This is a genomic window from Methylocaldum sp. 14B (assembly GCF_002005105.1).
Taxonomy (GTDB): Bacteria; Pseudomonadota; Gammaproteobacteria; order Methylococcales; family Methylococcaceae; genus Methylocaldum.
Map to the genome: position 1 here is coordinate 59,925 of NZ_MSCV01000017.1, position 25,579 is coordinate 85,503.

The 25,579-nt window shown below is 53.9% G+C and carries 23 protein-coding genes and 1 tRNA gene; 18 read left to right on the plus strand and 6 right to left on the minus strand.

Annotated features, from left to right (window positions below; genetic code table 11):
- Positions 1–3: 3 nt before the first annotated feature.
- Positions 4–1,065, plus strand: a complete 1,062-nt coding sequence (locus B2A78_RS13750; protein ID WP_240502532.1) for a fatty acid desaturase — start codon at positions 4–6, stop codon at positions 1,063–1,065.
- Positions 1,066–1,094: 29 nt separating this feature from the next.
- Here B2A78_RS13750 and B2A78_RS13755 read toward each other — a convergent pair whose 3' ends face one another.
- On the minus strand, positions 1,095–2,297 hold the full coding sequence (locus tag B2A78_RS13755; RefSeq protein WP_077730572.1) for a cytochrome P450: 1,203 nt from the start codon (positions 2,295–2,297) through the stop codon (positions 1,095–1,097).
- A gap of 205 nt (positions 2,298–2,502) precedes the next feature.
- Between B2A78_RS13755 and B2A78_RS13760 the strand changes: the two genes are divergently transcribed.
- Positions 2,503–3,240: a TerC family protein gene (locus B2A78_RS13760; protein ID WP_077730573.1), complete on the plus strand. Its 738-nt coding sequence runs from the start codon at positions 2,503–2,505 to the stop codon at positions 3,238–3,240.
- Positions 3,241–3,265: 25 nt separating this feature from the next.
- On the plus strand, positions 3,266–3,691 hold the full coding sequence (locus B2A78_RS13765; protein WP_077730574.1) for a universal stress protein: 426 nt from the start codon (positions 3,266–3,268) through the stop codon (positions 3,689–3,691).
- Between the two features lie 216 nt (positions 3,692–3,907).
- Here B2A78_RS13765 and B2A78_RS13770 read toward each other — a convergent pair whose 3' ends face one another.
- A complete protein-coding gene (locus tag B2A78_RS13770; RefSeq protein WP_077730575.1) occupies positions 3,908–5,986 on the minus strand; it encodes a TonB-dependent receptor in 2,079 nt (692 codons plus the stop codon).
- Between the two features lie 625 nt (positions 5,987–6,611).
- Between B2A78_RS13770 and ftsH the strand changes: the two genes are divergently transcribed.
- The 9 genes from ftsH (at position 6,612) to B2A78_RS13815 (ending at position 17,295) form a co-directional block, all read left to right on the plus strand.
- Positions 6,612–8,528: an ATP-dependent zinc metalloprotease FtsH gene (gene ftsH / locus B2A78_RS13775; RefSeq protein ID WP_156879779.1), complete on the plus strand. Its 1,917-nt coding sequence runs from the start codon at positions 6,612–6,614 to the stop codon at positions 8,526–8,528.
- A gap of 301 nt (positions 8,529–8,829) precedes the next feature.
- A complete protein-coding gene (gene glmM, locus B2A78_RS13780) occupies positions 8,830–10,170 on the plus strand; it encodes a phosphoglucosamine mutase (protein WP_077730577.1) in 1,341 nt (446 codons plus the stop codon).
- Between the two features lie 71 nt (positions 10,171–10,241).
- Complete coding sequence (gene gloA, locus B2A78_RS13785; RefSeq protein WP_077730578.1) at positions 10,242–10,625, plus strand: lactoylglutathione lyase; 384 nt, start codon at positions 10,242–10,244, stop codon at positions 10,623–10,625.
- Positions 10,626–10,752: 127 nt separating this feature from the next.
- Positions 10,753–10,998: an RNA chaperone Hfq gene (hfq, locus tag B2A78_RS13790; protein ID WP_077730579.1), complete on the plus strand. Its 246-nt coding sequence runs from the start codon at positions 10,753–10,755 to the stop codon at positions 10,996–10,998.
- A gap of 62 nt (positions 10,999–11,060) precedes the next feature.
- Positions 11,061–12,335, plus strand: a complete 1,275-nt coding sequence (gene hflX / locus B2A78_RS13795; protein ID WP_077730580.1) for a ribosome rescue GTPase HflX — start codon at positions 11,061–11,063, stop codon at positions 12,333–12,335.
- Positions 12,336–12,542: 207 nt separating this feature from the next.
- The gene (gene hflK, locus B2A78_RS13800; protein WP_077730581.1) at positions 12,543–13,718 is read left to right on the plus strand and encodes an FtsH protease activity modulator HflK; all 1,176 of its coding nucleotides are present in this window, start codon (positions 12,543–12,545) and stop codon (positions 13,716–13,718) included.
- Positions 13,718–14,578 carry a protease modulator HflC gene (hflC, locus tag B2A78_RS13805; protein WP_086134122.1) on the plus strand — a complete coding sequence of 287 codons (861 nt, stop codon included), beginning with the start codon at positions 13,718–13,720 and terminating at the stop codon, positions 14,576–14,578. The genes hflK and hflC overlap by 1 nt, the downstream gene beginning before the upstream one ends.
- A 185-nt stretch (positions 14,579–14,763) precedes the next feature.
- Positions 14,764–15,957, plus strand: a complete 1,194-nt coding sequence (locus B2A78_RS13810; protein ID WP_077730582.1) for an ATP phosphoribosyltransferase regulatory subunit — start codon at positions 14,764–14,766, stop codon at positions 15,955–15,957.
- 45 nt (positions 15,958–16,002) lie between these two features.
- Positions 16,003–17,295, plus strand: coding sequence for an adenylosuccinate synthase (locus B2A78_RS13815; protein ID WP_077730583.1), 1,293 nt, complete (start codon positions 16,003–16,005; stop codon positions 17,293–17,295).
- Between the two features lie 14 nt (positions 17,296–17,309).
- On the opposite strand, the gene B2A78_RS13820 is transcribed toward B2A78_RS13815, so the two are convergent.
- A tRNA-Leu gene (locus B2A78_RS13820) sits at positions 17,310–17,394 on the minus strand.
- Between the two features lie 165 nt (positions 17,395–17,559).
- Here B2A78_RS13820 and rnr point away from each other — a divergent pair.
- On the plus strand, positions 17,560–19,800 hold the full coding sequence (gene rnr / locus B2A78_RS13825; RefSeq protein WP_077730584.1) for a ribonuclease R: 2,241 nt from the start codon (positions 17,560–17,562) through the stop codon (positions 19,798–19,800).
- On the plus strand, positions 19,797–20,552 hold the full coding sequence (rlmB, locus tag B2A78_RS13830; protein WP_077730585.1) for a 23S rRNA (guanosine(2251)-2'-O)-methyltransferase RlmB: 756 nt from the start codon (positions 19,797–19,799) through the stop codon (positions 20,550–20,552). Before rnr ends, rlmB begins: the two co-directional genes overlap by 4 nt.
- Here rlmB and B2A78_RS26090 read toward each other — a convergent pair.
- Positions 20,549–20,719 carry a hypothetical protein gene (locus B2A78_RS26090; protein ID WP_166642627.1) on the minus strand — a complete coding sequence of 57 codons (171 nt, stop codon included), beginning with the start codon at positions 20,717–20,719 and terminating at the stop codon, positions 20,549–20,551. The genes rlmB and B2A78_RS26090 overlap by 4 nt on opposite strands.
- Positions 20,720–21,072: 353 nt before the next feature.
- Between B2A78_RS26090 and mtnA the strand changes: the two genes are divergently transcribed.
- The 3 genes from mtnA to B2A78_RS13845 all read left to right on the plus strand — a co-directional run bounded on the left by mtnA (position 21,073) and on the right by B2A78_RS13845 (position 24,259).
- Positions 21,073–22,107 (plus strand): S-methyl-5-thioribose-1-phosphate isomerase, encoded by a 1,035-nt coding sequence (mtnA, locus tag B2A78_RS13835; RefSeq protein ID WP_077730586.1) that lies wholly within the window; start codon positions 21,073–21,075, stop codon positions 22,105–22,107.
- A 232-nt stretch (positions 22,108–22,339) separates the two neighbouring features.
- Complete coding sequence (gene serS / locus B2A78_RS13840) at positions 22,340–23,614, plus strand: serine--tRNA ligase (protein ID WP_077730587.1); 1,275 nt, start codon at positions 22,340–22,342, stop codon at positions 23,612–23,614.
- 240 nt (positions 23,615–23,854) lie between these two features.
- On the plus strand, positions 23,855–24,259 hold the full coding sequence (locus B2A78_RS13845; RefSeq protein WP_077730588.1) for a septal ring lytic transglycosylase RlpA family protein: 405 nt from the start codon (positions 23,855–23,857) through the stop codon (positions 24,257–24,259).
- Between the two features lie 69 nt (positions 24,260–24,328).
- On the opposite strand, the gene B2A78_RS13850 is transcribed toward B2A78_RS13845, so the two are convergent.
- The gene (locus B2A78_RS13850; RefSeq protein WP_077730589.1) at positions 24,329–24,652 is read right to left on the minus strand and encodes a DUF2845 domain-containing protein; all 324 of its coding nucleotides are present in this window, start codon (positions 24,650–24,652) and stop codon (positions 24,329–24,331) included.
- Positions 24,653–24,755: 103 nt separating this feature from the next.
- On the opposite strand from B2A78_RS13850, the gene erpA reads away from it, so the two are divergent.
- Complete coding sequence (gene erpA / locus B2A78_RS13855; RefSeq protein WP_077730590.1) at positions 24,756–25,091, plus strand: iron-sulfur cluster insertion protein ErpA; 336 nt, start codon at positions 24,756–24,758, stop codon at positions 25,089–25,091.
- A gap of 127 nt (positions 25,092–25,218) precedes the next feature.
- Here erpA and B2A78_RS13860 read toward each other — a convergent pair whose 3' ends face one another.
- Complete coding sequence (locus B2A78_RS13860) at positions 25,219–25,575, minus strand: hypothetical protein (protein ID WP_077730591.1); 357 nt, start codon at positions 25,573–25,575, stop codon at positions 25,219–25,221.
- Positions 25,576–25,579: the final 4 nt, after the last annotated feature.

Sequence of the window (25,579 nt, forward strand, 5' to 3'; positions counted from 1 at the left end):
TCTATGGACATTCTAACGAAAACTGCGGGGGACGGGATTTCGAGAACGACTCGTCTGCTGGATTTTCTACCGCCTTGGTGGTGCGGTTTCGGTCTCAGCCTTTTCATGCCGAGCTGCATTTTCGCGTTTTTGGCAACCGGTCCTCATCAAGCGGTTCAGGCCTTGGCCTGGACGCTGCCGTTCGGTGCGCTCTTTGCGGTCGATTGTTTCGGTCCTTCGGAACGGCGGTCGGTGCCTGCCGATGCTCCCCGCTGGTTTTTCGACGGAATCCTGTACGCGCTAGTTCTATTGCAGATATTGAACGTCCTTGCTTTGGGCCTCTTGGTCTCGCGACTCAGATGGGCCGGCCCGCTCGAAGTTGCGAATAGCCTGGGCGATCTGTTAGCCGTGCGAATCATGGCCGGAGCCAATTTTTGCTGTGCGGCCATTTGTCCCGCCCATGAATTCATCCACAGACGTCGCCATTGGCAGCGGATGCTGGGACGATTTCTGCTTACAACCGTGTTTTACGATCATTTCGCGATCGCGCACAAGCGGGCGCATCATGCCAAGCTGGGCAGCACGTTGGACCCGTCCACCGCTGTTGCGGGCGAATGCTATGAAGATTTTTTCCGGCGCGCGGCGATTCAGCAATGGCGGATCGCCTGGCGAGCGGATCGACAGGCTGCTCTCGCCGGAGCGGCCGTCGAAGCCGTCTGGCTCGCGGCGTACGCTTGGCTGTTCGGTCTCTTGGCGGCAGCGGTGTTTCTGCGATGCGCCTATCTCGCCATACGGATCTTGGAATCCGTCAATTATTTCCAGCATTACGGGCTGACCGAGGCTTCCGGACGATCGCGCCTGACTGCCTGGCGCAACGACTCCGCCGTCAGTCTGTTTCTATTTCTGGGTCTCACGCGGCACGCCGATCATCATCGGCATCCCGGAGTGCCTTACCCCGAGCTGCGTGCATCGGATGACGAACCCGTCATGCCTTACGGATATTGGGGAATGGCGGTGATGGTGCTGCGGCGCAACGAGAGATACCGGGCTTGGGCAGCTTCCCAAGAAAGGGTGCAGCGGCGATAGAAAGCGGGGCCCGCTCTTGATTCTCCTCTCTACCAGTGGGCCAGCAAATAGTCCAGGCCGCGGATGGTGATGGTCGGCTTCCAGCACGGATTATCTATGTTTTCCAGTTGCAGTTTCGGCAGCTTGCGGAACAGGATATCGAGCGCTGTTTCCAGTTCGATGCGCGCGAGCCGGGCTCCCAAACAATAATGAATACCGCCCCCGAAGGGCAGCGGTTTTCGAGGCAGCTCGGGGCGTCCGATCAGAAATCGGTCCGGATCCGAAAATACCGCCGGATCGCGGTTGGCTGCGCCTAGGTTGATATAGACTGTCTCGCCTTGTTTGATTGTTACCGCGCCGATGGCGATATCCTGCATGGCGACGCGAGCGGCGATATGAACCGAAGTCTCGTAACGGAGACATTCAGTTACCGCTTGGGGCAGCAACGAGGGGTTTCCCCTGAGCAAATCCAGTTGGTCGGGATGTCGGAACAGGGTCAAAAGCGCATTGCCGAGCATATTGGCCGTGGTTTCGTGTCCTGCCAGAAACAGCAGCGCCACGTTGGCGATGATTTCATCCTCATTCAGCCGATCTTCACCTTCCTCCGCTTGAAGCAGTAAGGAAACCAGGTCGGTGCCGGGATTCTTGCGGCGTTCGCGGCAAACCGCGCGGAAATAGTCGTCGAATGCTTGCGCGGCCCGGTTGGCGGCATGGACTTCGGCTGGTCCGATCGGACTCAATTCGAATACCTTGACCAGCGCTTGAGTGTCCTCGAGAAACCGGAGACTATCCTCAAGCCGAATATCGAGGAGCGCGCAGATCACCCGGACGGGCAGCGGATAAGCGAATGTCTTTATCAAGTCGGTGCGGCGCTGATCGATGAAGCCGTCAACCAGCCGATTGGCTTCCCGTCGGGCCAGATGGCGCAATTCGGGTGCCTGTTTCACGCCGAAGGCTTTGCTTATGAGCGTGCGCAACCGAGTGTGCTCCGGGGGGTTCATCAGCAGCATGAATCGATTCACGGTCTGAAAGGCCGGTTCCTTGACGGTGTCCGTTCCGTAGCGGCGGGCGACCCCGGCCAGAAAGTCTTTGCCGAAGCGGGGATCGCGGAGAATCCGGTTGGCGTCCTCATAGCGTGTCGCCAGCCAAATACCGGGCATGAGCGGACAAATCGGTGCGTCGCTACGCAATTTGGCGTAGAGCGGATAGGGATCTGCAAAAAATGCGGGGGAGTTGAGATCGATCTTGAGCACGGTGGCCGATTCTGTTTTAAGAATATGAAGATTACCGAAGATACCCGATCCACGTCAGATCTATAAAGAGACGTTTTACAGGTGCGGTTTAATCCATGCACCGATTGCTTGCGACTTCGCCGTTACGCGGCGACAATATGCCGTAACAGCCTATTCGAAATTTTCATCCCTCATTAGGGCCACACTTCGGCCGGAAGCAATACTCATGTCAGGACTTTTTGTCGATCCGCAATTCTGGATCGGACTCGGCGAGATCATTGTTGTCAATATCATCCTCTCGGGCGATAACGCAGTCGTAATTGCTCTTGCCGCTCGCTCTCTCCCGGAACGGCAGCGCAATCTCGCCATAGTCTGGGGTTCGGTCGCCGCCATTCTGATGAGGGTAGTCCTCACCATAGTTGCGGTAGAAATGTTGAGGCTTCCTTACTTGAAGATCGTCGGCAGCTTGCTGCTGTTCTGGATCGCCGTGCAGCTGCTGTTGCCTGAAGGTGATGGCGGTGAAGGTATCGATGATCATGATAATCTCATCGCCGCGATCCGGACGATCCTGATTGCCGATCTGGTCATGAGCCTCGACAACGTTATCGCAGTTGCCGCGGCGGCGAAAGGCAACGTACTGCTCCTGATACTCGGTCTGGCGATCAGTATTCCCCTCGTGATTTTCGGCAGCACCGTCATTCTGCGCTTGATGGACCGGTTCCCGGTAATCATTGTGCTCGGGGCCGCTTTGCTCGGTTTCGTATCGGGCGAAATGCTGGTCACCGATCCGGCGTGGCCTGGGCCGGAGGGCCATTGGCTGCATGACGTGATCCCCTTTGCCGGTGCCGTTCTGGTGGTCTTGGCCGGCAAGTGGTTGGCGCAGCGTAAAGCGACGACGGCACAGCACCGGGTAGTGGATCTCGCCGCCGAAGACGAGCAGCCGAAATCGGGCAAAACGGGCTAACGCCACCTATTCCAGGAGAATACGCATGTTAAGAGTATTGGTTCCGGTCGATGGCTCCGAAAATTCGATCCGCGCCGTCGATCATGTGCTCAAAAAGGCAGCCTGGTACAAGGAGCCGCTGGAGATTCATCTCCTTAATGTCCAGCATCCGCTGCATGGCGAGGTACGTATGTTCCTCGATGCCGAACAGATCCGCGCGTTTCACCATGACGAGGGAACCAAGGCCCTGGAGTCGGCGCGTAAAGTTTTGGACGGAGCCGGGATTCCGTACATCGTTCATATCGGTGTCGGCAACCCGGCTGAGGTGATCGTTCAATACGCGAAAGAGAAGGGCTGCGATCAGATCGTCATGAGCGCTCGCGGCCTTGGTTCGGTCGCGGCTCTGCTCATGGGGTCGGTAGCCACCAAGGTCATCCATCTGAGCGAAGTGCCGGTGTTGCTTGTGAAGTAATCCCGTAGATGCGTGATCGTTCCGCCGCGTCATAAATGGATTGTGCGCTGTATGAACGGATGCGGGTGCTTGTGACGTTCTCGCCTATCCAGGTTTCAAAGTGACTTGACGATCAGCCCGTTAGTCTACGGGGCGACGGGGTTTGCAACCGAACGCGTCAGATTGCAAGCCCCGTTATTTCATTTTGTCGATATCGAGTACTATCCGGCCGCTACGTTAAAACCGGTATTCCACGCCACCGAAGAAAGCCCGCCCATCACCCGGATAAAACTGCGCCGCATCGCGTCCGTCGGCATTGGCGATGACGCCAGTGGTTGCCGCATATTTTTCGTCGGTCAGGTTCTTCGCTTCGAAATAGGCGGAAAATCCTTGTTTGGTCCTATAACCAGCGCGGAAACCCATGATGGCATAGGCATCGGCGGACAGAGTGTTGGCCAGGTCGACCGGAATTCGGGTCGCGGACCACTCCACGTTGGGACCCGCGTAAAAGCCGGACGGATGCTCGTAGCGCAGTTCCGTTCTCAAGTAATGTTCCGGGATTCCCGGTAAGCGGTTATCGCCGTAGGTCGGGTCGTTGTCAAACCGAAAATCGTTCCACATATAGGCTTGGCGCAGGACGATATCGTCTATGGGGCGGACCTCGAAACCGAGTTCGATACCCTGGTGTACGGTCGTGGAGTCCGCGTTGCGGGTAATCGTCGCCGTCGCGGTCGGATCGGTGGGATCGCGCAGTTGAAGCAATTCGTTTTCCACCCAAGCGTGGTAATAGGACAAGTCCCAGTTGACGATGCCCTCTCTGCCGCGCGTTCCGATTTCTACAGTGCTGCCCCTTTGAGCCGTCAGCTCAAGCGGAACGCCGTTCCGCTGGACGACCAGTTCGCCGAACGACGGGGGTTCGAAACTGCGGCTGAAATTGACATAAGCTTGGCTATTGGCCGTGAATTCCCAGCGCGCGCCGATTTTCGGGCTGACCCCGAAGAAATCCTGGTGGTCGCTTTGATCGCCATTGCTCAGGAAGCGATCGGTATATTCGCGTGAGGCATAGGACAGTTGAAGGCCGGTAACCAGGGCCAATTGATGCAAGATATAGTGTTGGTTTTCGCCGTAGAGATCGATGTTGATGGCGTCTTGCGTACTCTTGGCCCTTCTGGCGCCGCGGTGGCCGCCGACGTTGACGAAACGGTCGTCCTGGGTTCGGCCGCCGGTCGGATATAGACCCAGGATGAAAATATTCTTGCGGCCGAACAAATCGTTTTCGTTGGTGTAACGGATGTTCATGCCGTAATCGTCGGAAACCTGGTCAAGAACCTGAAAAATAGGGTGATAAAGATCCTTGTAAGACCAGAAGCTGCTGATGTCGATGCGCTGCTTGTCGTCCCATCGCCAGGTAGTGGTATTGCCGAGCCGCATCAGCCTGAAGTCGCGCTTCTGCTGGCCTCTGAGGCTGCTTGGATTGGCCTGGGTCGGATCGTCTTCCAGTTGCGCTTTGGTTAAGCTTCCTGGTAGGTTCGATTGGGTGTTGACATAAGTGACGTAGAAGCGCGTTTCCAGGTTCTCATTGAAGCGATAGCCGAAATTGCTGAAGATGCGCTCGTTCTCCTGCTCGCTCCAGTTGCGAAAACCGTTGGTAGAAAAGAAGGTTCCGGAGATATAGTAATCAGCATCGCCGATCACTTGCCCTGAGCTCACCTGGGCACGGTAAGTGTCGAAGCTGCCGGATTCGAAGCGTAGCTGTAGAGGCGACGCGGTGTATCCGGTCCGGCTCACGAAGTTGATCGCTCCGCCAAGGGTGGTAGAGCCGTACATGAGTGCGTTAGCGCCGCGGTAAACTTCCACGTATTCGGCAGCCAGAGGCTCTACTGCCTGCATGTCGAAGCCTCCGTCGGCGAGGTTTAGCGGAACTCCGTCCTGAAGGAGTTTGATGCCGCGGCCGTGAAAGGTGCGTTGAATGCCGGAGCCTCGGATCGAGACCCGCGATTCCTCGGCACCGAATCGCGGTTGCACGTACACGCCGGGAGAGTAGTCGAGAACATCCTTGAGATTGGCGGCACGGCCCTTCTGATAGCTTTCCGCATCGATAATATCGACGCCTCCGGGAACCCGGTTAATCTGCTCGCGCGCGGTTTCGATATTAGGTACGGTGAGAGCTTGAGGTGCCGTATCGGCTTCGCCGGTAATCGTTAAAGTTGGTAACTGAGTGGGCTTGGTGTCATGATCGGCCCATGCTTTTCCCCCGATGGTTGCTCCGCTGCATAAGAGTGCGAGAGTCATCTTTAAATAGTGATTGCTCATCATTTTCGGACTTGTTGTTTTAGTTTTTTGAGACGGCTGTTAGCGTAAGCAGTATTTGAGCCAGTCCGTCTTCAGGCCGGGAATTGGAGGATAATTTGTCGGAAAGGTCGATCTGGGTGTGTGAAATAACGCATTGCTGGCCGGCAAAGTGAGGCAAATGACATGCTTGGGGTGGTGCGATAAGGTTGGAAGCGCTCTGGCAATTTCTTGTTTTTTGCTCCCATGGGTGTCGTTGATGGAGATTGCAGGCCGATGTCGGTGACATTAATTGGTCAGCCAAAAAAATTTTTCTTGCAGTACCCGCTTTGGGGTAGGGCATTTGCCGCATCGAGGTTTTGATGATGGGTGCGGCGGCGCTGCATCGGTGTAATAAATTTCTCACGCCGGTATTCGCGTGCGGTGCCGATGGTTGCGAGAGCTCGGGCAGTTCTCGGCAGAAAAATTGCAGAATGAACCTTCTTGAATATGCGCAGTCGAAAAGTCAGTGAAGAGGGAGGTAGATGTAGGCTTCTACGATTGTCCTTGCCCGTTTGAAGCATTTACAGCGGGCGATATCCTGATAGTATTTGTAAACTATTTCAAAAAAATGGTCGGATTTATCCGACGAGGAAGTTAGACCGTGAATGACATGTTGAAGAACATAATTCTGTGGGTAGTCATCGCCGTCGTTTTGATGTCGGTTTTCAATAATTTTGGCTCCCGAAAGTCGGTCGATTCGACTATGTCGTATTCGCAGTTCATCTCGGCGGTGAACGAGGGGCAGATTAAGCAGGTGACTATCGACGGGCAAATGATCCGGGGCATGCTCGGGACCGGCGAGAAGTTCACTACTTACAGTCCTGGCGACGACCACTTGGTTGACGACCTGCTGAAGAACCATGTCGAGATCAAGGCTCAGCCGCCAGAATCTCAATCATTATTGATGCAGATCTTTATTTCGTGGTTCCCGATGTTGCTGCTGATTGCTGTGTGGATTTTCTTCATGCGGCAAATGCAAGGCGGTACCGGAGGAAGGGGGGCCATGTCCTTCGGTAAGAGCCGAGCTCGGCTGATCGAAGAAGATCAAGTCAAGGTGACGTTTGCCGACGTAGCGGGCGTTGAAGAGGCCAAGGAAGACGTTCAGGAGATGGTCGATTTCCTCAAGGATCCGAGCAAGTTTCAGAAGCTGGGCGGCAAGATTCCGCGCGGGGCTCTGATGGTCGGTCCGCCAGGGACCGGTAAGACTTTGCTGGCCCGAGCGATCGCCGGAGAGGCTAAGGTTCCGTTCTTTTCCATCTCGGGCTCGGATTTTGTCGAGATGTTTGTGGGCGTGGGTGCGTCCCGCGTGCGCGACATGTTCGAGACGGCGAAGAAAAATGCGCCGTGCATCATCTTCATTGACGAGATCGATGCGGTAGGCCGCCATCGTGGTGCCGGTTTAGGCGGTGGCCACGACGAGCGCGAGCAGACGCTCAATCAGTTGCTCGTCGAAATGGACGGTTTCGAAGGAAACGAAGGTATTATCGTCATCGCGGCAACCAACCGCCCCGATGTTCTGGATCCGGCGCTCTTGCGTCCTGGGCGCTTTGACCGTCAGATCGTCGTTGGACTACCTGACGTTCGTGGTCGCGAGCAAATCTTGAAGGTGCACATGAAGCGAGTGCCGATTGCCGACAACGTGGAAGTCGAATATCTGGCACGCGGCACCCCTGGATTTTCCGGCGCTGATTTGGCCAACTTGGTCAACGAGGCGGCTTTGTTCGCCGCCCGCAAGAATAAGCGCAGCGTCGACATGGAGGACTTCGAGAAAGCCAAGGATAAGATTCTTATGGGCGTAGAGCGCAAATCCATGGTAATGACCGACGAGGAGAAGCAGCTCACCGCTTATCACGAGGCAGGTCATGCGATTGTGGGACGGCTGGTTCCGGAACACGATCCGGTGTACAAGGTCAGCATCATGCCGCGCGGCCGGGCGCTGGGAATTACTATGTTTTTGCCGGAGCGTGACCAGTACAGTGCGAGCAAGCAGAAACTGGAAAGCCAGATTTCGAGTTTGTTCGGAGGACGTATAGCGGAAGAGCTCATTTTCGGCAAAGAAAAAGTGACGACCGGCGCTCAGAACGATATCGAGCGGGCTACCAATCTCGCGCGCAGCATGGTTACCCGATGGGGGCTCTCGGAACGTTTAGGGCCGTTGGCGTATAGCGAAGAAGAAGGCGAAGTATTCTTGGGACGCTCCGTCACCAAGCATAAAATGGTCTCCGAGGAGACGGCGCATCTGATCGATGAGGAAATTCGCTCGGTAATCGATCGCAACTATGAGCGTTCGGAGCGCTTGTTGCGAGAAAACATGGAAAAATTACATCTGATGGCTGAAGCCTTGATCAAGTACGAGACAATCGATCGTTTCCAAATCGACGACATTATGGAAGGCAAGGTTCCGCGCCCGCCGCAAAGCTGGGGCGAGGCGCCTCCGAGCGGTGGTGCTGCGGCGGGTTTGGGTGCTAAAGAGACTCCCAAGGCAAAAGGAGCTGGAGGCATCGGTAAAGCAGCGGAACAGCACTGATTCTGTTTGGTAGGCTTATTGAGACCCCCGGCACCGTGCTAGGTGCGGGGGGTTTTGTTTTTGTATGGATCGCCTACACTAGCTGACGAGCTTTTACGTTCAGTTGTCGGATAGAACTTGTCCGTTGGAATGGAGGGTAGTCGCTATGAAACTAAGGACATAGACGGCGCGGATAATTGCGTAATTTCCATGCTTCTTGAAAGCGGAAGGTATTAGTGTGTCCAAAAGGTGTCGACGGATCGGCTACTGCATAGAGCGTAAAATCAAAAATAATTGAATCTTTAGATTTGAAGGACGGCGAATGAAAAAATCGTACTTTGGTACAGACGGAATTCGCGGCAAAGTAGGGGAATATCCTATTACACCGGACTTTATGCTGAAGTTGGGTTGGGCGGCAGGCCGCGTGTTTTCGCTGGATCGCTACCCTTCCAATGTTCTGATCGGAAAGGACACCAGAATTTCCGGCTACATGTTCGAATCTGCTCTCGAGGCGGGGCTTGCGGCGGCGGGGATTAATACTCAGTTGCTCGGTCCCATGCCAACCCCGGCAATCGCTTATCTTACGCGGACGTTTCGAGCCCAGGCCGGGATAGTCATCAGCGCCTCGCACAATCCGCATTACGATAATGGGATTAAGTTTTTTGGGCCCGATGGCATGAAGCTTCCGGACGAGGTCGAGCTCCAGATTGAGGAGCAATTGGACAAACCCATGACGACGGTGGAGTCTTCAAGGATAGGCAAAGCGTCTCGCATCAGTGATGCGGTCGGGCGTTATATCGAATTTTGCAAAAGCACTATTCCGTCCCGCATCGAATTTACTGGATTCAAAATTGTTGTCGATTGCGCCCATGGCTCGACATATCACATCGCGCCCCATGTATTCGAGGAAGTTGGTGCGACGGTTGTCGCTATTGGCATTCAGCCCAATGGCTTGAATATAAACGACGGCGTCGGAGCTACCAAACCCGAGCGACTTAGCCGTGCGGTATTGGAAGAGCAGGCGGATTTTGGGATCGCCTTGGATGGCGACGGCGATCGGCTGATCATGGTCGATCATAAAGGGGAGATCGTCGATGGCGATGAACTCGTTTACATCATCGCTAAGTCCCGTATGGAGTGCGGTGGGTTAAGAGGGCCGATAGTCGGTACTCTGATGAGTAACTTAGGGCTAGAGCATGCGCTGGATGCGTTGGGGTTAGAGTTTAAGCGCGCTGCGGTAGGAGATCGTTACGTGATGGAAATGATGCTTCAGCATGACAGCGTGCTCGGTGGTGAAAGTTCAGGTCATATCATATGCCGGGACCGGATTACGACCGGCGATGGTATTGTTTCTGCTTTGCAGGTTATGGCAGCGATGCACGAGGCGGGCAAATCGCTTAACGAATTGAAGAGCGACATGGTCAAATACCCTCAGTGTTTGGTGAACGTGAAGGTGCGGGACAAAGTCAATTTGGATGAAATCGAGCCGGTTCAGAAGTTGAAAAATGAAATTCAGCGTGAACTTGGCAGCAAGGGGCGTATTTTGCTCAGACCGTCGGGAACCGAACCGCTAATTAGGATTATGGTTGAAGGGCAAGACGCTCATGTTGTTCGTGCTACGGCCGACCGTCTCGCAAATGCCGTCTCTTCGGCGCTGACCTAGAGATGTGTTCGTGGCGGTTATTAGATGCGCGATGATTTCATTAGCAAAAATTGAGTCGAGGTAGTCAGTCGATGCGTATCTTGCACGCGATGATTCGGGTTGGAGACTTAGAACGGTCGATTCGCTTTTACACTGAAATTCTCGGAATGAAACTATTGAGAAAGGAGGATTTTCCTGATGGAAAATTCACTCTGGCATTCGTAGGGTTCGGTGACGAACGCCACGATTCGGTGATTGAATTGACTTACAACTGGGGTGTTCATGGCTATAACTTGGGCGATGCCTTTGGGCATATCGCGATCGAAGTCGAGGACATCTACGACGCTGTCGAGCGTATAAGACGCGCTGGCGGCGAAATTTTACGCGAAGCCGGCCCCATGAAGTACGGCACCACGGTCATTGCCTTCGTGGCGGATCCGGATGGTTACAAAATTGAATTAATCGGAAAAGAATAAAGGGCTATTGCGCTTATTTTTCATATATTAATGGCAGCTACAGTCAGGTATTGTGCCTGGCGAAAAAATGAGAGATTTGTTTTAATACTGGCTGAGCGTCGGTCTTATAACAATAAGGAGAAAGAGGATGTCAAAAGGGCAAAATTTACAAGATCCGTTCCTAAATGCGCTTAGAAAAGAACATGTTCCGGTTTCGATCTATCTCGTAAACGGGATCAAGTTACAAGGTAAAGTGGATTCTTTCGATCAGTACGTGATCATACTCAAGAACACTGTAAGCCAAATGGTTTACAAGCATGCCATTTCCACGATTGTCCCTGCGCGTCAGGTCCGTCTACCCCATGCGGCGGAAGGATTGGAAGACGAGGGTTAATCGACAGTTCGGTTCAAGCCGTAAGATGGTGATGTCGAAGTTGGTCTGGGAGAAGAGTTTACTTGTTTGAGAGGCCGAAGTCCGGCGAGCGTGCCGTGCTTGTTCATTTGGCCGCTCAGGACGAGACCGAAGCTCTTGTAGAACTTCAGGAACTCGCCTCATCAGCCGGGGCGGAGCCTGTAGCTACGGTGACAGGCAGGAGACACACGCCCGATCCTCGTTATTACATCGGAAAAGGGAAACTTGACGAGTTGGCCCGGATTGTCCGGGAGAACGAAGCAGAGCTGGTTCTTTTCAACCATCCTTTAACGCCCAGCCAAGAGCGTAATTTAGAGAGAGAGCTTTCGGTCAGGGTTGTCGATCGCACCGGATTGATTCTCGATATCTTCGCTCAGCGGGCCCAATCCTTCGAAGGCAAACTCCAGGTTGAATTAGCACAGTTGCGGCACTTATCTACTCGTTTGGTGCGCGGCTGGACTCACTTGGAACGTCAAAAAGGGGGTATCGGCCTCCGTGGTCCTGGGGAGACACAGCTTGAGACGGACAAGCGTTTAATTGCTGATCGAATACGGCTGATTCAAAAACGGCTGGAGAAAGTCGAGCGGCAACGCAATCAGGGACGCTCCGCTAGACGGCGGGCGGAGTTGCCGGTTGTCAGTTTGGTGGGATATACAAATGCCGGCAAATCGACTCTCTTCAACGCGTTGACGGGGGCTGGCGTTTATGCGGCAAATCAGTTATTTGCTACGCTCGATCCCACCTTGCGACGCTTGCAGTTAACGCCGAGTTTGACGGTAATTCTAGCTGACACGGTCGGATTTATCCGGCATTTGCCACACGAGCTGGTTGCAGCATTCCGTTCGACTTTGAAGGAAGCGGCGGACGCAGATTTATTGCTTCACGTTATTGATGCGAGTGATGAGCGGTCTGACGAAACCATATCGGAAGTCAATCGGGTTCTGAGCGAAATCGGAGCTGATCGAGTAAGACAGATTCAGGTCTTTAACAAGATCGATCGGGTTGCGGATATTGAGCCGCACGCTGAGAGAAACGCGAGCGGAGATGTCGCAAAAGTATGGTTGTCCGCCAAGACAGGTGCTGGTCTGCCTTTGCTTCACGACGTTTTAGAGGTTCTTTTTCGTCGCGAAGTGATTCACCGCAGAATTCACTTGGGTCCGGAAAACGCCGGATTGAGGGCACGGTTATATAACGCAGCGCAGATCTTGAGAGAAGAATCGGACGGAACCGGAGGGTGGGATTTGGAAGTCGAGCTTCTCAAGCGGGATGTGAAGTTATTGCATGAGCTCGACGAGCTGCAGGATTCAATTAGTGCTTAATCATCTCGATCTGGTAACAATAATGCCGGGGCATAGCATGCTTCTACCGTGAAGCACTGGGCCAGTGGAGAGCGTTCCGGCTTCCTCTCAAATGCTCGTTTTTGTATATCCAACCATTTTCCTAGATAATTCTAATATTCATGCCGCAGTAGCGGCTTTGTTATAGCTCTAGAAGAGCATCAAGTTCTGTACTATAGGAGTCATCCAATGTCCTGGAACGAACCGGGCGGTAATAAAAAAGATCCGTGGAGCGGGCGTGATCAGCAGGAGACGCCTCCGGACTTGGAAGAAGTCATGCGCGGATTACACGAAAGGATAGGGAGGTTTTTCGGTGGCGGTGAAAATGCGCCCATGAGGACGATCGGTTTATTTCTCCTGATTGCCTTGGCTGTATGGGGGCTAACCGGTATTTATCTCGTAGACGAAGGGAGTCGCGGCGTCGTTACGCGTTTCGGCAAATACGCTGATACCACCATGCCTGGGCTGCATTGGCACATGCCTGCGCCAATAGAGCACGTTCAGGTGGTCAATATGGAGCAGCAACGTTTTCTGGAAGTAGGGTATCGCTCCGGCGGGCGTCAGCAATCTTTGGGATCCGTGCCCAGGGAAGCCCTTATGCTCACGCAGGACGAAAATATTATCGATATCCGATTAGCGGTTCAGTATCAGATCAAGGATGCGAAAGATTATCTTTTTAATGTTGCTGATCCGGACGAAACCTTGAAGCAGGTTATTGAAAGCGCCGAACGTGCGGTTATCGGGAAGAGTACGATGGATTTCGTGTTGACGGAGGGACGGGGCAAGGTTGCCGACGAGATCAAGAACGAAATTCAACAAACGCTGGATCAATATCAAACCGGAATCAGAGTGAGCAATGTGAGCTTGGTGGATGCTCAGGCTCCGGAAGAAGTCCAGGCAGCATTCATGGACGCGATCAAGGCAAGGGAAGATGAGCAGCGCCTGAAAAATGAAGCGGAAGCTTATGCGAATGAAGTCGTGCCAAGAGCAAGGGGTGCCGCGGCACGTGTCTTGGAAGAATCGGAAGCGTATAAACAGCGCGTAATTGCCAGAGCAGAAGGTGACACGAGTAGGTTCAAACAGTTGCTGGCGGAGTACGACAAGGCTCCGGAGGTTACGCGAGAGCGCCTCTATCTCGATACGATGGAGGAAGTGCTTGGACGCACGGGTACGTTATTGATCGATGTCAAGAACAGCAATAATTTGTTGTATCTGCCTATAGATAAACTTCAAAAAGCTGCGTCGCCCCTGATGCCGCCCAGAGATGCCGACAATGCCACGATTACTACTCCGGAAGTATCGGACAGCGGGGCCCCTAGAACTATCCGATCAACCACTCGAGGTCGTGAAGGAAGGGGACAATAATGATTAGTAAAAATACCCTAATTCTTGCGTTTGTTTTTATTTTGCTGGTAATTACTGCTACCTCCATATTTACTGTATCGGAGACGGAAAGAGCCTTATTGCTGGAGTTTAAGAAAATCGTTCGAACAGACTTCGAGCCGGGGTTGCATTTCAAGCTTCCATATCAAGAGGTGAAGAAATACGATGACCGAATCCTCACATTGGAGTCCAAGCCCGAGCGGTTTCTCACCTCTGAAAAGAAAAACGTAATCGTTACTTGGTTCGTGAAATGGCGGATCGAAGACGCGACGAAATTCTATAAGGCAGTCGGTGGGGATAAGGCAGCGGCAAATATTCGTCTCGATCAGATAACGAAAGACGCATTGCGGAACGAATTCAGCAAGCGAACTATCCGCGAGGTGGTTTCCTTAGAGCGTGGCCAGATCCGCGATCTACTGATCAAGACGGTGAACCCTGTAGTCGATGATTTGGGAGTCGAGGTTATCGATATTCGTGTGAAAGGAATCGATTTGCCGGATGAGGTAAGTTCATCGGTCTACCGACGGATGGAAGCCGAACGCGCACGGGTTGCGAGAGATTTCCGTTCGCGTGGTGCGGAGGCAGCCGAACGTATTCGTGCGGAAGCAGACCGTCAGCGGGAGGTGATACTTGCTGATGCCTATAGAGACTCGGAGATCAGGCGTGGTGAGGGCGATGCCACGGCATCGGAGATTTATGCTCAGGCATATAGCAGAAATCCAGAGTTCTTCGAGTTTTATCGAAGCTTGTATGCTTACAGGCAAGTGTTCAAGGACGAGAACGATATGATCGTGTTGGAGCCTGATTCGAAATTCTTCCAGTACTTCAAAAAGCCAAAGTAACCGGACTGTTGCTCCCGCATATTTTCTATTGCCCCTTTGTCCAGTCGACAGGGACAAAGGGGCGGACCGTTTGCCGTTGGCAAAGGATTCTCACACACTGCTAGGGTCAATATGAGCCTCGCGGTAACATAACTGTCGCCTAATCCATCCAGATTTTTTTCCGTTTGCTGAGCTCACCGAATTCGATGCTAACCGAAGATAATTGGCTGTTGCCAGAAGGTATTGATGAGGTCTTTCCGGAAGAAGCCGAGCGTTTGGAGCAGCTACGTCGAAAGATCATCGATCTGTTCGCCAGCTGGGGCTATCGGCTGGTGATGCCGCCGCTGATTGAATTCATTGAATCGCTTTTGACTGGTTCGGGCAACGATCTTGATTTGCAGACATTCAAGATCATCGATCAGATCAGTGGTCGATTAATGGGGATACGTGCTGATATGACGCCTCAGGTTGCGCGTATCGATGCGCGCAACCTTGGCACCGATACGCCGACACGGCTCTGTTACATGGGAACGGTGCTGCACACGCAGTCGGATCATCTCGAAAAGTCCCGGAGCCCATTGCAGGTTGGGGCCGAATTGTACGGACATGCGGGTAATGCCAGCGACATGGAGGTTATCTGCTTGATGTTGGAGATGCTTGCCATTGCAGGTATTGAAAACGTACATCTGGATCTGGGACATGTAGGCATCTATCGGGAGTTGGCACGTCAGGCCGGTTTGAATGCGCAGCAGGAGGCGGAGCTGTTTGAAATTCTTCAGCGGAAAGACTATCCGGAATTGGTAACTTTATTACATTCGCTGACGGTTAGCGATTCTTCCACCGAGATGTTGGAAGCGCTGATCGATCTAAATGGACATGAGGGTGTCATAGAGAAAGCTAGAAAGCGATTGGCAACCGCCAATGAGTCGGTACATCGCGCTTTGATGGATTTGGAATCCATTTCGAAGAGTTTGACAAGCTTGTTCCCGGCCTTACGAATCAATTTCGACCTTGCGGAATTGCGTGGTTATCACTACAAAACGGGTGTCGTATTTGCCGCTTTTGTGCCGGGTTACGGCAGAGAAATTGCACGTGGCGGCCGTTACGATGAGATCGGAAAAATTTTCGGGCGCGCTCGTCCGGCGACGGGTTTTAGCGCCGATTTGAAGGTTCTGGCACGATTGGCCAACGGAAAAGACGATGATGCGCCTAGTTTGCGCATTTTTGCGCCCGCCGTAGACGATCCCGATTTGCACGAAATAGTGCGTAATTTGCGCGGCGCCGGGCAAACGGTCATTCAGGCGTTGTATGGACAAACTGGCGAGGCTCGCGAGATGGCATGTTCACACTACCTTCAAAAGCAGGGGCTAACTTGGGAAGTCTTTCCCGTTAGCGATTGAGCCCAAAATTACCTCGAAAAATGAAACGCTAATCTGGAATCAAGAATGGGTAAAAACGTCATAGTCATCGGCACCCAGTGGGGCGATGAAGGTAAAGGTAAACTTGTCGATTTGCTGACGGAGCGTGCAGATGCAGTGGTCCGTTTCCAGGGTGGTCACAACGCAGGGCATACCTTGGTAATCGACGGCCAAAAGACGGTATTGCATTTGATACCTTCTGGCGTTTTGCGGGAGTCGGTGAAATGCTTGATAGGCAATGGCGTGGTGTTATCGCCCCGCGCTTTGTTGGAAGAGATTGCGCTGCTGGAGAAAGCCGGTATTCCGGTTCGGGATAGGCTTACGATCAGCGAAGCCTGTGCCTTGATATTACCCATTCACGTCGCGTTAGATGTAGCGCGTGAAAAATCTCGTGGCGATAAGGCTATCGGTACGACAGGAAGAGGTATCGGTCCCGCTTATGAAGATAAAGTGTCGCGGCGAGGGTTACGCGCCGGCGATCTTATGTATCCCGCCGTGTTTGCCGAAAGGTTACGCGAACTCCTGGATTATCATAATTTCGTACTCAGCGGGTATTACCGGCAGTCTCCGCTCGATTATCAGCAAGTGCTGGACGAAACGATGGCATTGGGTGAGCAGATTAAACCCATGCTGGGAGATGTGGCGGGTATGCTGCATGCTTATCGTGATGAGGATAGAAATGTCCTCTTCGAAGGCGCTCAAGGCGCAATGCTGGATATCGATCATGGCACTTATCCTTATGTGACCTCGTCTAATACTACGGCGGGCGGCGCAGCATCCGGTAGCGGAATGGGCCTGCTGGATTTCGATTATGTATTGGGTATCACCAAAGCCTATTCGACACGCGTTGGAAACGGACCTTTTCCGACGGAACTGTCGAATGAGATTGGCAAGCATTTATCCGCGAAAGGCGCGGAATTCGGTGCTACTACTGGACGAGCGCGTCGCTGTGGCTGGTTCGATGCCATCTTGATGAAGCGTTCGGCGAAACTCAACAGTCTGAGCGGGTTGTGCCTGACGAAATTGGATGTTCTGGATGGGCTGGAAAAGATCGGAATTTGTACGGCTTATCGATATAAAGGAGAGGAGATTCGTACGGTACCAATCGGCGCCGATAGTTATGCTCAGTGCGAGCCCGTTATCGAGGAGCTTTCAGGGTGGCAAGAGTCTACTGCCGGCATTACCTCGTATGAGAACCTTCCGGCAAATGCGAGAGCCTATATTGACCGGATTTCAGAATTGGTCGGTGTGCCAGTGGATATTCTCTCGACCGGTCCTGATCGCAGCGAGACGATAATTCTGAAGAATCCCTTCGATTGAGGGACGACTAAGGATGGTGCCGAGGAGAGGACTTGAACCTCCACGGGTCTCCCCACATGAACCTGAATCATGCGTGTCTACCAATTTCACCACCTCGGCAAGAGGCGAGTCGAGCGACTCAATTGAGTCGCGAATTTTGTTACTTATCGGTTAAATTGTCAATACCGAAAGTTTTGAAGGGAATCATCGATCTTCGAAGAGGTTGTCGGACCGAGGGCTGTCCGAATAGCAAAACTAAACATATAGAAAATAGGAAAATTATCGATGACCAAGTCCGCCCCTACGATCGCTAGAGGGTTTAAGCTCGAGGATCCCTTCGCCGAGCGGGAGGCAGGAAAGTATGAGCGTCCCATTCCCAGCCGGGAGTTGATCCTCGAGGTGATGAAAGAGCAAGGGATTCCTTTAAGAGTCGAGGACGTTGCCGGCGTATTGGGCGTACAAGAGGATGAGGACGTTGAATCGCTCCGTCGCCGCCTCAATGCCATGGAGCGGGATGGGCAGATACTGAGAAACCGCCGCAATTATTACTGCATCGTAAACCACAAAGATCTCATCGTTGGGCGGGTCATCGGCCATCCCGATGGGTTCGGCTTTCTTCGGCCCGACGAGGGCGGCGATGATCTTTTTCTCTCGCCCAAGGAAATGCGTTCGCTCATGCACGATGATCGCATCGTGGTGTGCATACGCGGCGTCGACCGCCGCGGGCGGCGAGAGGCCGGGGTTGTGGAGGTGTTGGAGCGGAATACGCACAATATCGTGGGTCGGTTGTACCTGGAGCAGGGAATCTCATTCGTCGTCCCAGACAATAAGCACATCGCTCACGACGTTCTTATTCCTGAGGAGCATAGAAATGGAGCGCTCCCAGGTCAGATCGTGGTCGCCGAGATCATCGAGCAACCTACCCGCCAGCGTGACCCCATCGGTCGAATCAGGGAGGTTCTGGGGGATCACATGGCCCCCGGTATGGAGATCGAGGTGGCGATTCGCAGCTTCGATCTGCCGGCCGAGTGGCCGGAAGCCGTGTTGAACGACGTTGCGGGGCTAAGTACGGAAGTCGCGGAAGATGATAAAGCCGGTCGCGTTGATTTGCGGCGGCTGCCGCTCGTAACCATAGACGGGGAGGACGCCCGCGATTTCGACGATGCCGTGTACTGCGAAAGAACGCCGAAAGGATGGAAACTTTATGTCGCTATCGCCGATGTTTCCCATTATGTCCGGCCGGGAACGGCTCTCGACGACGAAGCAAAAATCCGTGGCAACTCGGTGTATTTTCCCGATCGAGTCATTCCCATGCTGCCGGAGGTGCTCTCAAATGGTTTGTGCTCGCTCAACCCCGAGCAAGACAGGCTGTGCATGGTCTGCGAAATTTACATAAACACCGATGGCGCCATCGTCCGTTCACGTTTCTACTCGGGGCTGATGTACTCCCATGCGAGGCTCACTTACACGGAAGTCGCCCGCATGATTGTCGACGGCGATAAGATACTGAGGAAGAAGTATCGCGCTCTAGTGCCTCACCTGGAGGAGTTGCATTCGCTCTACAAAGTGCTGCGGCGGGCAAGGGAGGCACGGGGGGCGATGGATTTCGACACCCAGGAATCCTACATCGTATTCGGAGAGGGCAAGAAAATCGCGCAAATCGTGCCGCGCGAGCGCAACGACGCCCATCGCCTGATCGAGGAATGCATGATTACCGCGAATATCGCCGCGGCGCGATATCTGACCCGTCAAAAACTCCCCCATGTGGTTCGAATTCATGAGGGTCCCACCGCCGAACGATTGGCCGATCTGCGTGCCTTTCTCGGAAAAGTCGGTCTGAACCTCGGTGGCGGCGATAATCCTGGACCTAAGGATTATTTCGAAGTGTTGGACAATATCACCGGCAGGGCCGACGAGCACCTGATCCAAACTGTACTGTTACGCTCGCTGGCTCAGGCCGTTTATAGCCCGGAGAAAAAAGGCCATTTCGGGTTGGGCCTGGATGCCTATACCCATTTTACGTCGCCCATCCGGCGCTATCCGGACCTGCTGGTACACCGGGCTATTCGCCACTCGCTCGAAAAGAAAAAGATAGAAGAATTCTACTATTCCCATAACGACATGGTACTGATGGGCGAGCATTGCTCGTACACCGAGCGGCGCGCCGACGAGGCGACTCGCGACGTCGTCGCCTGGCTTAAATGCGAGTACATGCTCGATAAGCTGGGAGAGGAGTTCGAAGGCGTCATTTCCGCCGTTACGCCATTCGGTTTTTTTGTGGAGCTAAAAGACATCTTCGTGGAAGGATTGGTCCACGTTTCGACTTTGGACAAAGACTACTTTCACTACGATCCGATCGGTTATCGGTTGGAAGGGCAGCGGAGCGGTGTGACTTATAGGCTTGGCGACAGCGTTCGTGTGATTGTGGCTCGCGTGGATCTGGATGAACGCAAGATCGACCTCGAATTGGTGAAACGCTCCGAGTCTTCGTCGCGCCGGACGCGGAAGAAAAGACGCCGGTCATGAAGAATCGGCGTCGCATCGCGGGTCTTCATGCGGCGGAAGCTGCTCTCGAAAACGCCCCGGACAAAATCATCAGCGTTTGGATAGACCATCGGCGGGAAGATGGTCGCATTGCCGCCATCGAACGGAAATTGGCTTCCCTTGGAATTTCGGTTCAGCCGGCCGGACGAAATCAACTTGACTCGTTAGCCGAAAGCCGAAGCCATCAAGGCATCGTTCTCGAGCTGAAGCTGGCCGCTGAACTCGGAGAGTCGGAGCTTCAGGATGCGCTGGCGAATCTTTCGCGGCAGCCTTTTTTTCTCGTTCTGGATCATGTGCAGGATCCGCACAACCTCGGAGCCTGTTTGCGTACCGCGGACGCCGCTGGAGTACAGGGGGTCATTATAACGAAAGATCAGTCTGTGGGGTTGACGCCGACCGTGGCCAAGGTCGCCTCCGGCGCTGCTGAAACGGTGCCGATTTACCGCGTAACCAATTTGAATCGAGTCCTGGGCTGGTTAAAGGAGGCGGGGCTGTGGATCGTAGGGGCTGCGGGCGAGGCCGAGCGATCGCTATACGAGATCGACCTGGCCATTCCATTGGTCTTGGCGATCGGAGCCGAAGGAAAGGGTCTACGTCGCTTGACGCGCGAGTCCTGTGACTTTTTAGTCAAAATTCCAATGTTCGGCCAAATCGAAAGCCTTAACCTATCGGTTGCGACAGGCGTACTGCTTTTTGAAGCCGTACGGCAGCGAGCACAGGCAAAGAGGACTTAACGATTCGAGTCCTTCTGACCAACCTCGATCGTCAGGCTGGGCGTCGAGGGCTTGAATCCTTGTCCGGTCATTTCGACGTTGGCATAAATCAGCGGAGCCAACACCAATACCGCCAAGCCCAGAAGTTTTGCGCCTCTTTTCGCCGCATGCCGCGGTTCCAAGTGCATCCAACACCAGAGGTAGATTTCGAGTACCATAGTCGGACCTTTACGGGTGTTAGTCTTGACAAATTCAGGCTAATGTGACTATGACCATCTTGCAACCGAGAATAGCCGCTCGACGATGCGGCAAAAACGCGCACCTTAATTGCCTTAAAACGCGTTGCAAATGGTATGCCTCTTTAGGACTTATCACCAAGTCTCGGTGCGCACGAGCGAATTCTTTGTTTGTCGGCTGGACCATCTTAAAATGCATGGACGTTTAGCCGCACCGGCCCGGCCCGACAACACCCGCGAGTCGGGGGTTCTTCGACAATCGCCTGATTTCAATAATCCAAATGCCTTCATCTTCTGCACCCATAATGTCTAACGATACGGTCCGTGCCCTGCAGTGGAGCGAGCGCGGGCTCCGCGTGCTGGATCAGCGCAGGCTGCCGAGCGTGGTCGAATACGAGACATTCGACAGCGCTCAGGGCGTGGCTGAGGCTATCTTTTCGATGCGCGTGCGCGGAGCCCCCGCCATCGGTATCGCCGCCGCCTATGGTGTCGTGTTGGCGGCGCGTCAACGGTATCGCGAAAATCCGGATAACTGGAGAGAGGCGATCGAAGCGGATTTGGCCAAGTTTGCCAGTTCGCGTCCCACTGCCGTGAATCTGTTCTGGGCCCTTGACCGTATGCGATCGGAAATCGGGGCTGTCGAAGGTGACCCGGAGCCGCATCTGTTGCAAGCCGCGCGCACCATTCATGATCAGGACATCGCTGCCAATCGAACGATGGGCGACTTGGGAGCCTCCCTGCTTGTCGGAGCCAGCGGCGTTTTGACCCACTGCAATACGGGTTCACTTGCGACCGGTGGGTACGGTACGGCGCTCGGAGTGGTTCGAAGTGCCTACCGACAGGGCGTTACGAATATCTTCGCGACCGAAACCCGTCCGTGGCTACAGGGGGCTAGGCTGACTGTCTGGGAGCTGGAGCAGGACGGCATACCCGCGACTTTGATTGCCGATTCCGCTGCCGCCTATTTGATGAAATCGGGTGCGATCCAGTGGATCGCAGTCGGAGCCGACCGCATCGCCGCAAACGGAGATACCGCCAACAAGATCGGCACCTATGCCTTGGCCGTTGCCGCTCGCCACCATGGCGTGAAATTCATGGTGGTTGCGCCGACGTCCACCATCGACTGGCGGACAGAGTCCGGCGAGAGCATTAGGATCGAGGAAAGGGCCCAGAGCGAACTGCTGAACGAATATTTCGCGCGGCCGAGCAGTGTTATAAAAGCGTGGAATCCAGTGTTCGACGTGACTCCGGCCGAATTGATCGATTGCATCGTCACCGAGCGGGGTATTGTGCGGAATCCGAATCGTCAGGCCATGAAAGTGCTGGCGGATGCCGGATGAGTTCGTATTTTCGGCTGTCCGTGCGCTGACAAGACGCGAAGCTAGCGGGTTCGATCGAAGCTACTTGTCCGTCTCTTCTCGTGAAATAGCTTATCTGAAGACTCAAGCAGTTTGATACCCGCCTTCGCTATGCACCACGGCGCCGATGAATCCGTTCGAATCTCCGGCGGGTTCGCCCGCGCCGTAGATAGTTTTTGATCCAGATTCACCCAAATCTCACCAAGGATAACCGATGTTAGATCCACGTCTTTTCCGCACTCAATTGGATGAGGTCGAAGCGCAATTGGCGCGGCGCTCGTTCAAGCTGGACACCGAAGTATTTCGCGAGTTGGAAAACCAGCGCAAGGAAATACAGGGCCGCACTCAGGCGTTGCAGAACGAACGCAATACGCGCTCCAAGCTGGTCGGCCAGGCCAAGGCAAGAGGAGAGGATATCCAGCCTATACTTGCGGAGATGCAGCATTTGGGGGATGACCTCAAACGGATGGAAGGGGAATTGGAAGGCATTCAAGCGAAGTTGGAAGACTTGCTGCTCGGCATACCGAACATTTTGGATGCCGACGTTCCCGATGGCCGGAGCGATGCGGACAACGTGGAGATCCATCGCTGGGGCGAGCCGTCGCAGTTCGGATTCGAACCTGGCGACCACGTCGATTTGGGAACGCGGCTTGGAGGTCTCGATTTCGAGGCGGCCGTCAAAATTACGGGTTCACGGTTCGTCACCCTGAAAGGTCCTCTGGCTCGTTTGCAGCGGGCCTTGACCCAATTCATGCTCGATATTCATACGCAAGAGCACGGTTACACCGAGACCTACGTGCCGTTCATGGTGAACGCGGAAAGCTTGCGCGGCACGGGGCAGCTTCCGAAATTCGAAGAAGATCTGTTCAAGCTCGATCGCGAACCGCCGTTCTATCTGATTCCGACCGCCGAGGTGCCGGTTACCAATTTGGTCCGCGACGAAATCTTGGCCGCGGAAACGCTTCCTTTGAAATTCGTTGCCCATACGCCGTGTTTCCGCAGCGAAGCCGGCTCCTACGGCAAGGATGTACGCGGCATGATACGCCAGCATCAATTCGAAAAAGTCGAGCTGGTGCAGATTGTAAGGCCCGACGATTCGGCGCGTGCCCATGAGGAGCTAACCTCCCATGCGGAGGAGATTCTCAAGCGCTTGAAGCTGCCGTTTCGAAGAATGGTTTTGTGCGCCGGCGATACGGGCTTTTCATCGGCCAAAACCTATGATCTCGAGGTTTGGCTGCCGGGACAGAATGCCTACCGTGAAATCTCGTCGTGCAGCAATTTCCGGGATTTCCAGGCGCGACGCTTGAGAGCGCGCTGGAGGAATGCCGAAACGGGTAAACCCGAGCTGGTTCATACCCTGAACGGTTCGGGACTCGCTGTCGGCCGCACCCTTATTGCCGTGATGGAGAACTATCAGGATGAAAAAGGACGGATCAGAGTTCCGGAGGTCTTGCTTCCGTACATGGGTGGGGTTGAAGCAATCGGCTGAGCGAAAAACTGAGAAGCTCTCAAAACAGTCATTTAAATTCGAATGCCCGCGCCGTTGAAACAGGAGCGCGGGCTATTCATTTTCAGGTTGGTTGCGCGACGGGATCTGCGCCAAGGCGTGAGCCGCATCGCAGAACAGCGCATGACGATATAACCATTTCGATAAAAACTTGGCCTTTTTAGAAGCATCGTTTATTATGAAACGGCATCGTTCCTAAAATAACCAATATGGAGGTGAAGGATGCAGAAGCTTCGACTGATTGCTAACTCCCTTCTGTCGATCTATCTGGCGTCTTCCTGTACTGTTGGTCATGCCAGAACGGCAAGTCCAAAAAGCCTTGCAAGCTCTCAAAAAGGCATTGCATCGTACTACAGCGATCGTTTCCACGGCCGGCGGACGGCCAGCGGCGAGCGTTACAACCGGAACGGCCTCACCGCAATGCATCGGTCGCTACCATTCGGTACCCGGCTCCGGGTGACCAATCTCGGCAATAACCGCAGCATAGAGGTGCGCGTGAACGACCGCGGCGATCCCGCGAACAAGCGTCTGCTCGATCTCTCGCGGCGCGCGGCCAAAGAGCTCGGATTCATAAGAGCGGGACTTGCTCAAGTGAAGCTTGAGGTGATCCAACCGGGAGACGGTTGATTTGCTCCTCATCCGTGATGAGGGCAATTTTTATTTTTCGCCGTAGGAAAACGGTTTTGAGCGTGCCGGTTATCGGCCGTAGCCCAAGGATTCTATATCCACCAGACGGCCGTTCTCGAATCGAAGCAGCTGCACGAACCGATTCGGACCGAAGTCGTAGGTCCATTCGTCGATCATGACCGGCACGTATTGCCCCAACTCCAAGCCCGAACCGTACAATTTCACATACCTGAGCTCGATGCGGGAGTCCGTGAATACGGGCTCGCCGCACTTGCGAAGCACCTCGAGCTTGTAATCTCCAGTGTCTACCAGTAGAGAGCCGCAGCGTAGGGCCCAGGCGGACGGTGCGGATAAGCTCAGATACAGACCGAGAAAAAGAATCCTTTTTTTCATAAATGACCATCAAGTTATGGATAGCGGTTATTCTTGACCGAAACTCTCGGAAAAAATCATATAATGGCGTTTGATCGATAAGCGTACCGAGGTTACGAGTTGTATGAGCGAAGAGCCTATTAAATTTACTGACAGCGCTGCGGCCAAGGTGAGCCAACTGATAGCCGATGAAGGAAACGATAACCTGAAGCTGCGGGTTTACATTACCGGCGGCGGCTGCTCAGGTTTTCAATATGGCTTTACTTTTGATGACGCGGTCAATGAAGACGACACGCAAATTGTGAAGAACGGTGTCATTGTCTTGATCGATTCCATGAGCATCCAATATTTGACCGGTGCCGAGATCGACTATACCGAGGACTTATCCGGATCTCAATTCGTTATTCGGAATCCCAATGCGGCCACAACGTGCGGTTGCGGTTCGTCCTTCTCGGTTTAAGCGTTCTCGTTCCAAAAACTTTCGCAAAGTGCCGGTAGGGGACCAATTCCACGCGTATTGGGTCGTCCGCTTCGTGGCTGCCAAGCACGCCGATGGATTGCAGACGAACGGGTGCTGGAAATCAGGGCTAACATATCGGCACCAGCATTACCGGAAACGTTACCCATACGATCGCCAGCAGTGCCAGCCCCCCGAAGGAGACGGTCATCCAGTCGATGAAAGCGGGTGTCGCGGACTGCGGGCGGTGCCGGTGAAGATTCCGCCAGGCGGGGACAAGTATGATCAGAATCCCCGCGATCGCCATCACCGTAGCAATGGTGACCATCCATGCAACGATGCCCACCCCGAGCCAGCTTAAATTCTGAACCCCCCGTGCACACACCAGGGCAGTGGCGATGTAGACAACCCCGAAATGGGCACCCCAGATCAAGACGCCCGAGAGCATCCGAAGCGTGTTTGTGACGAAGTGGAGTGCGGCAGCCATGGCG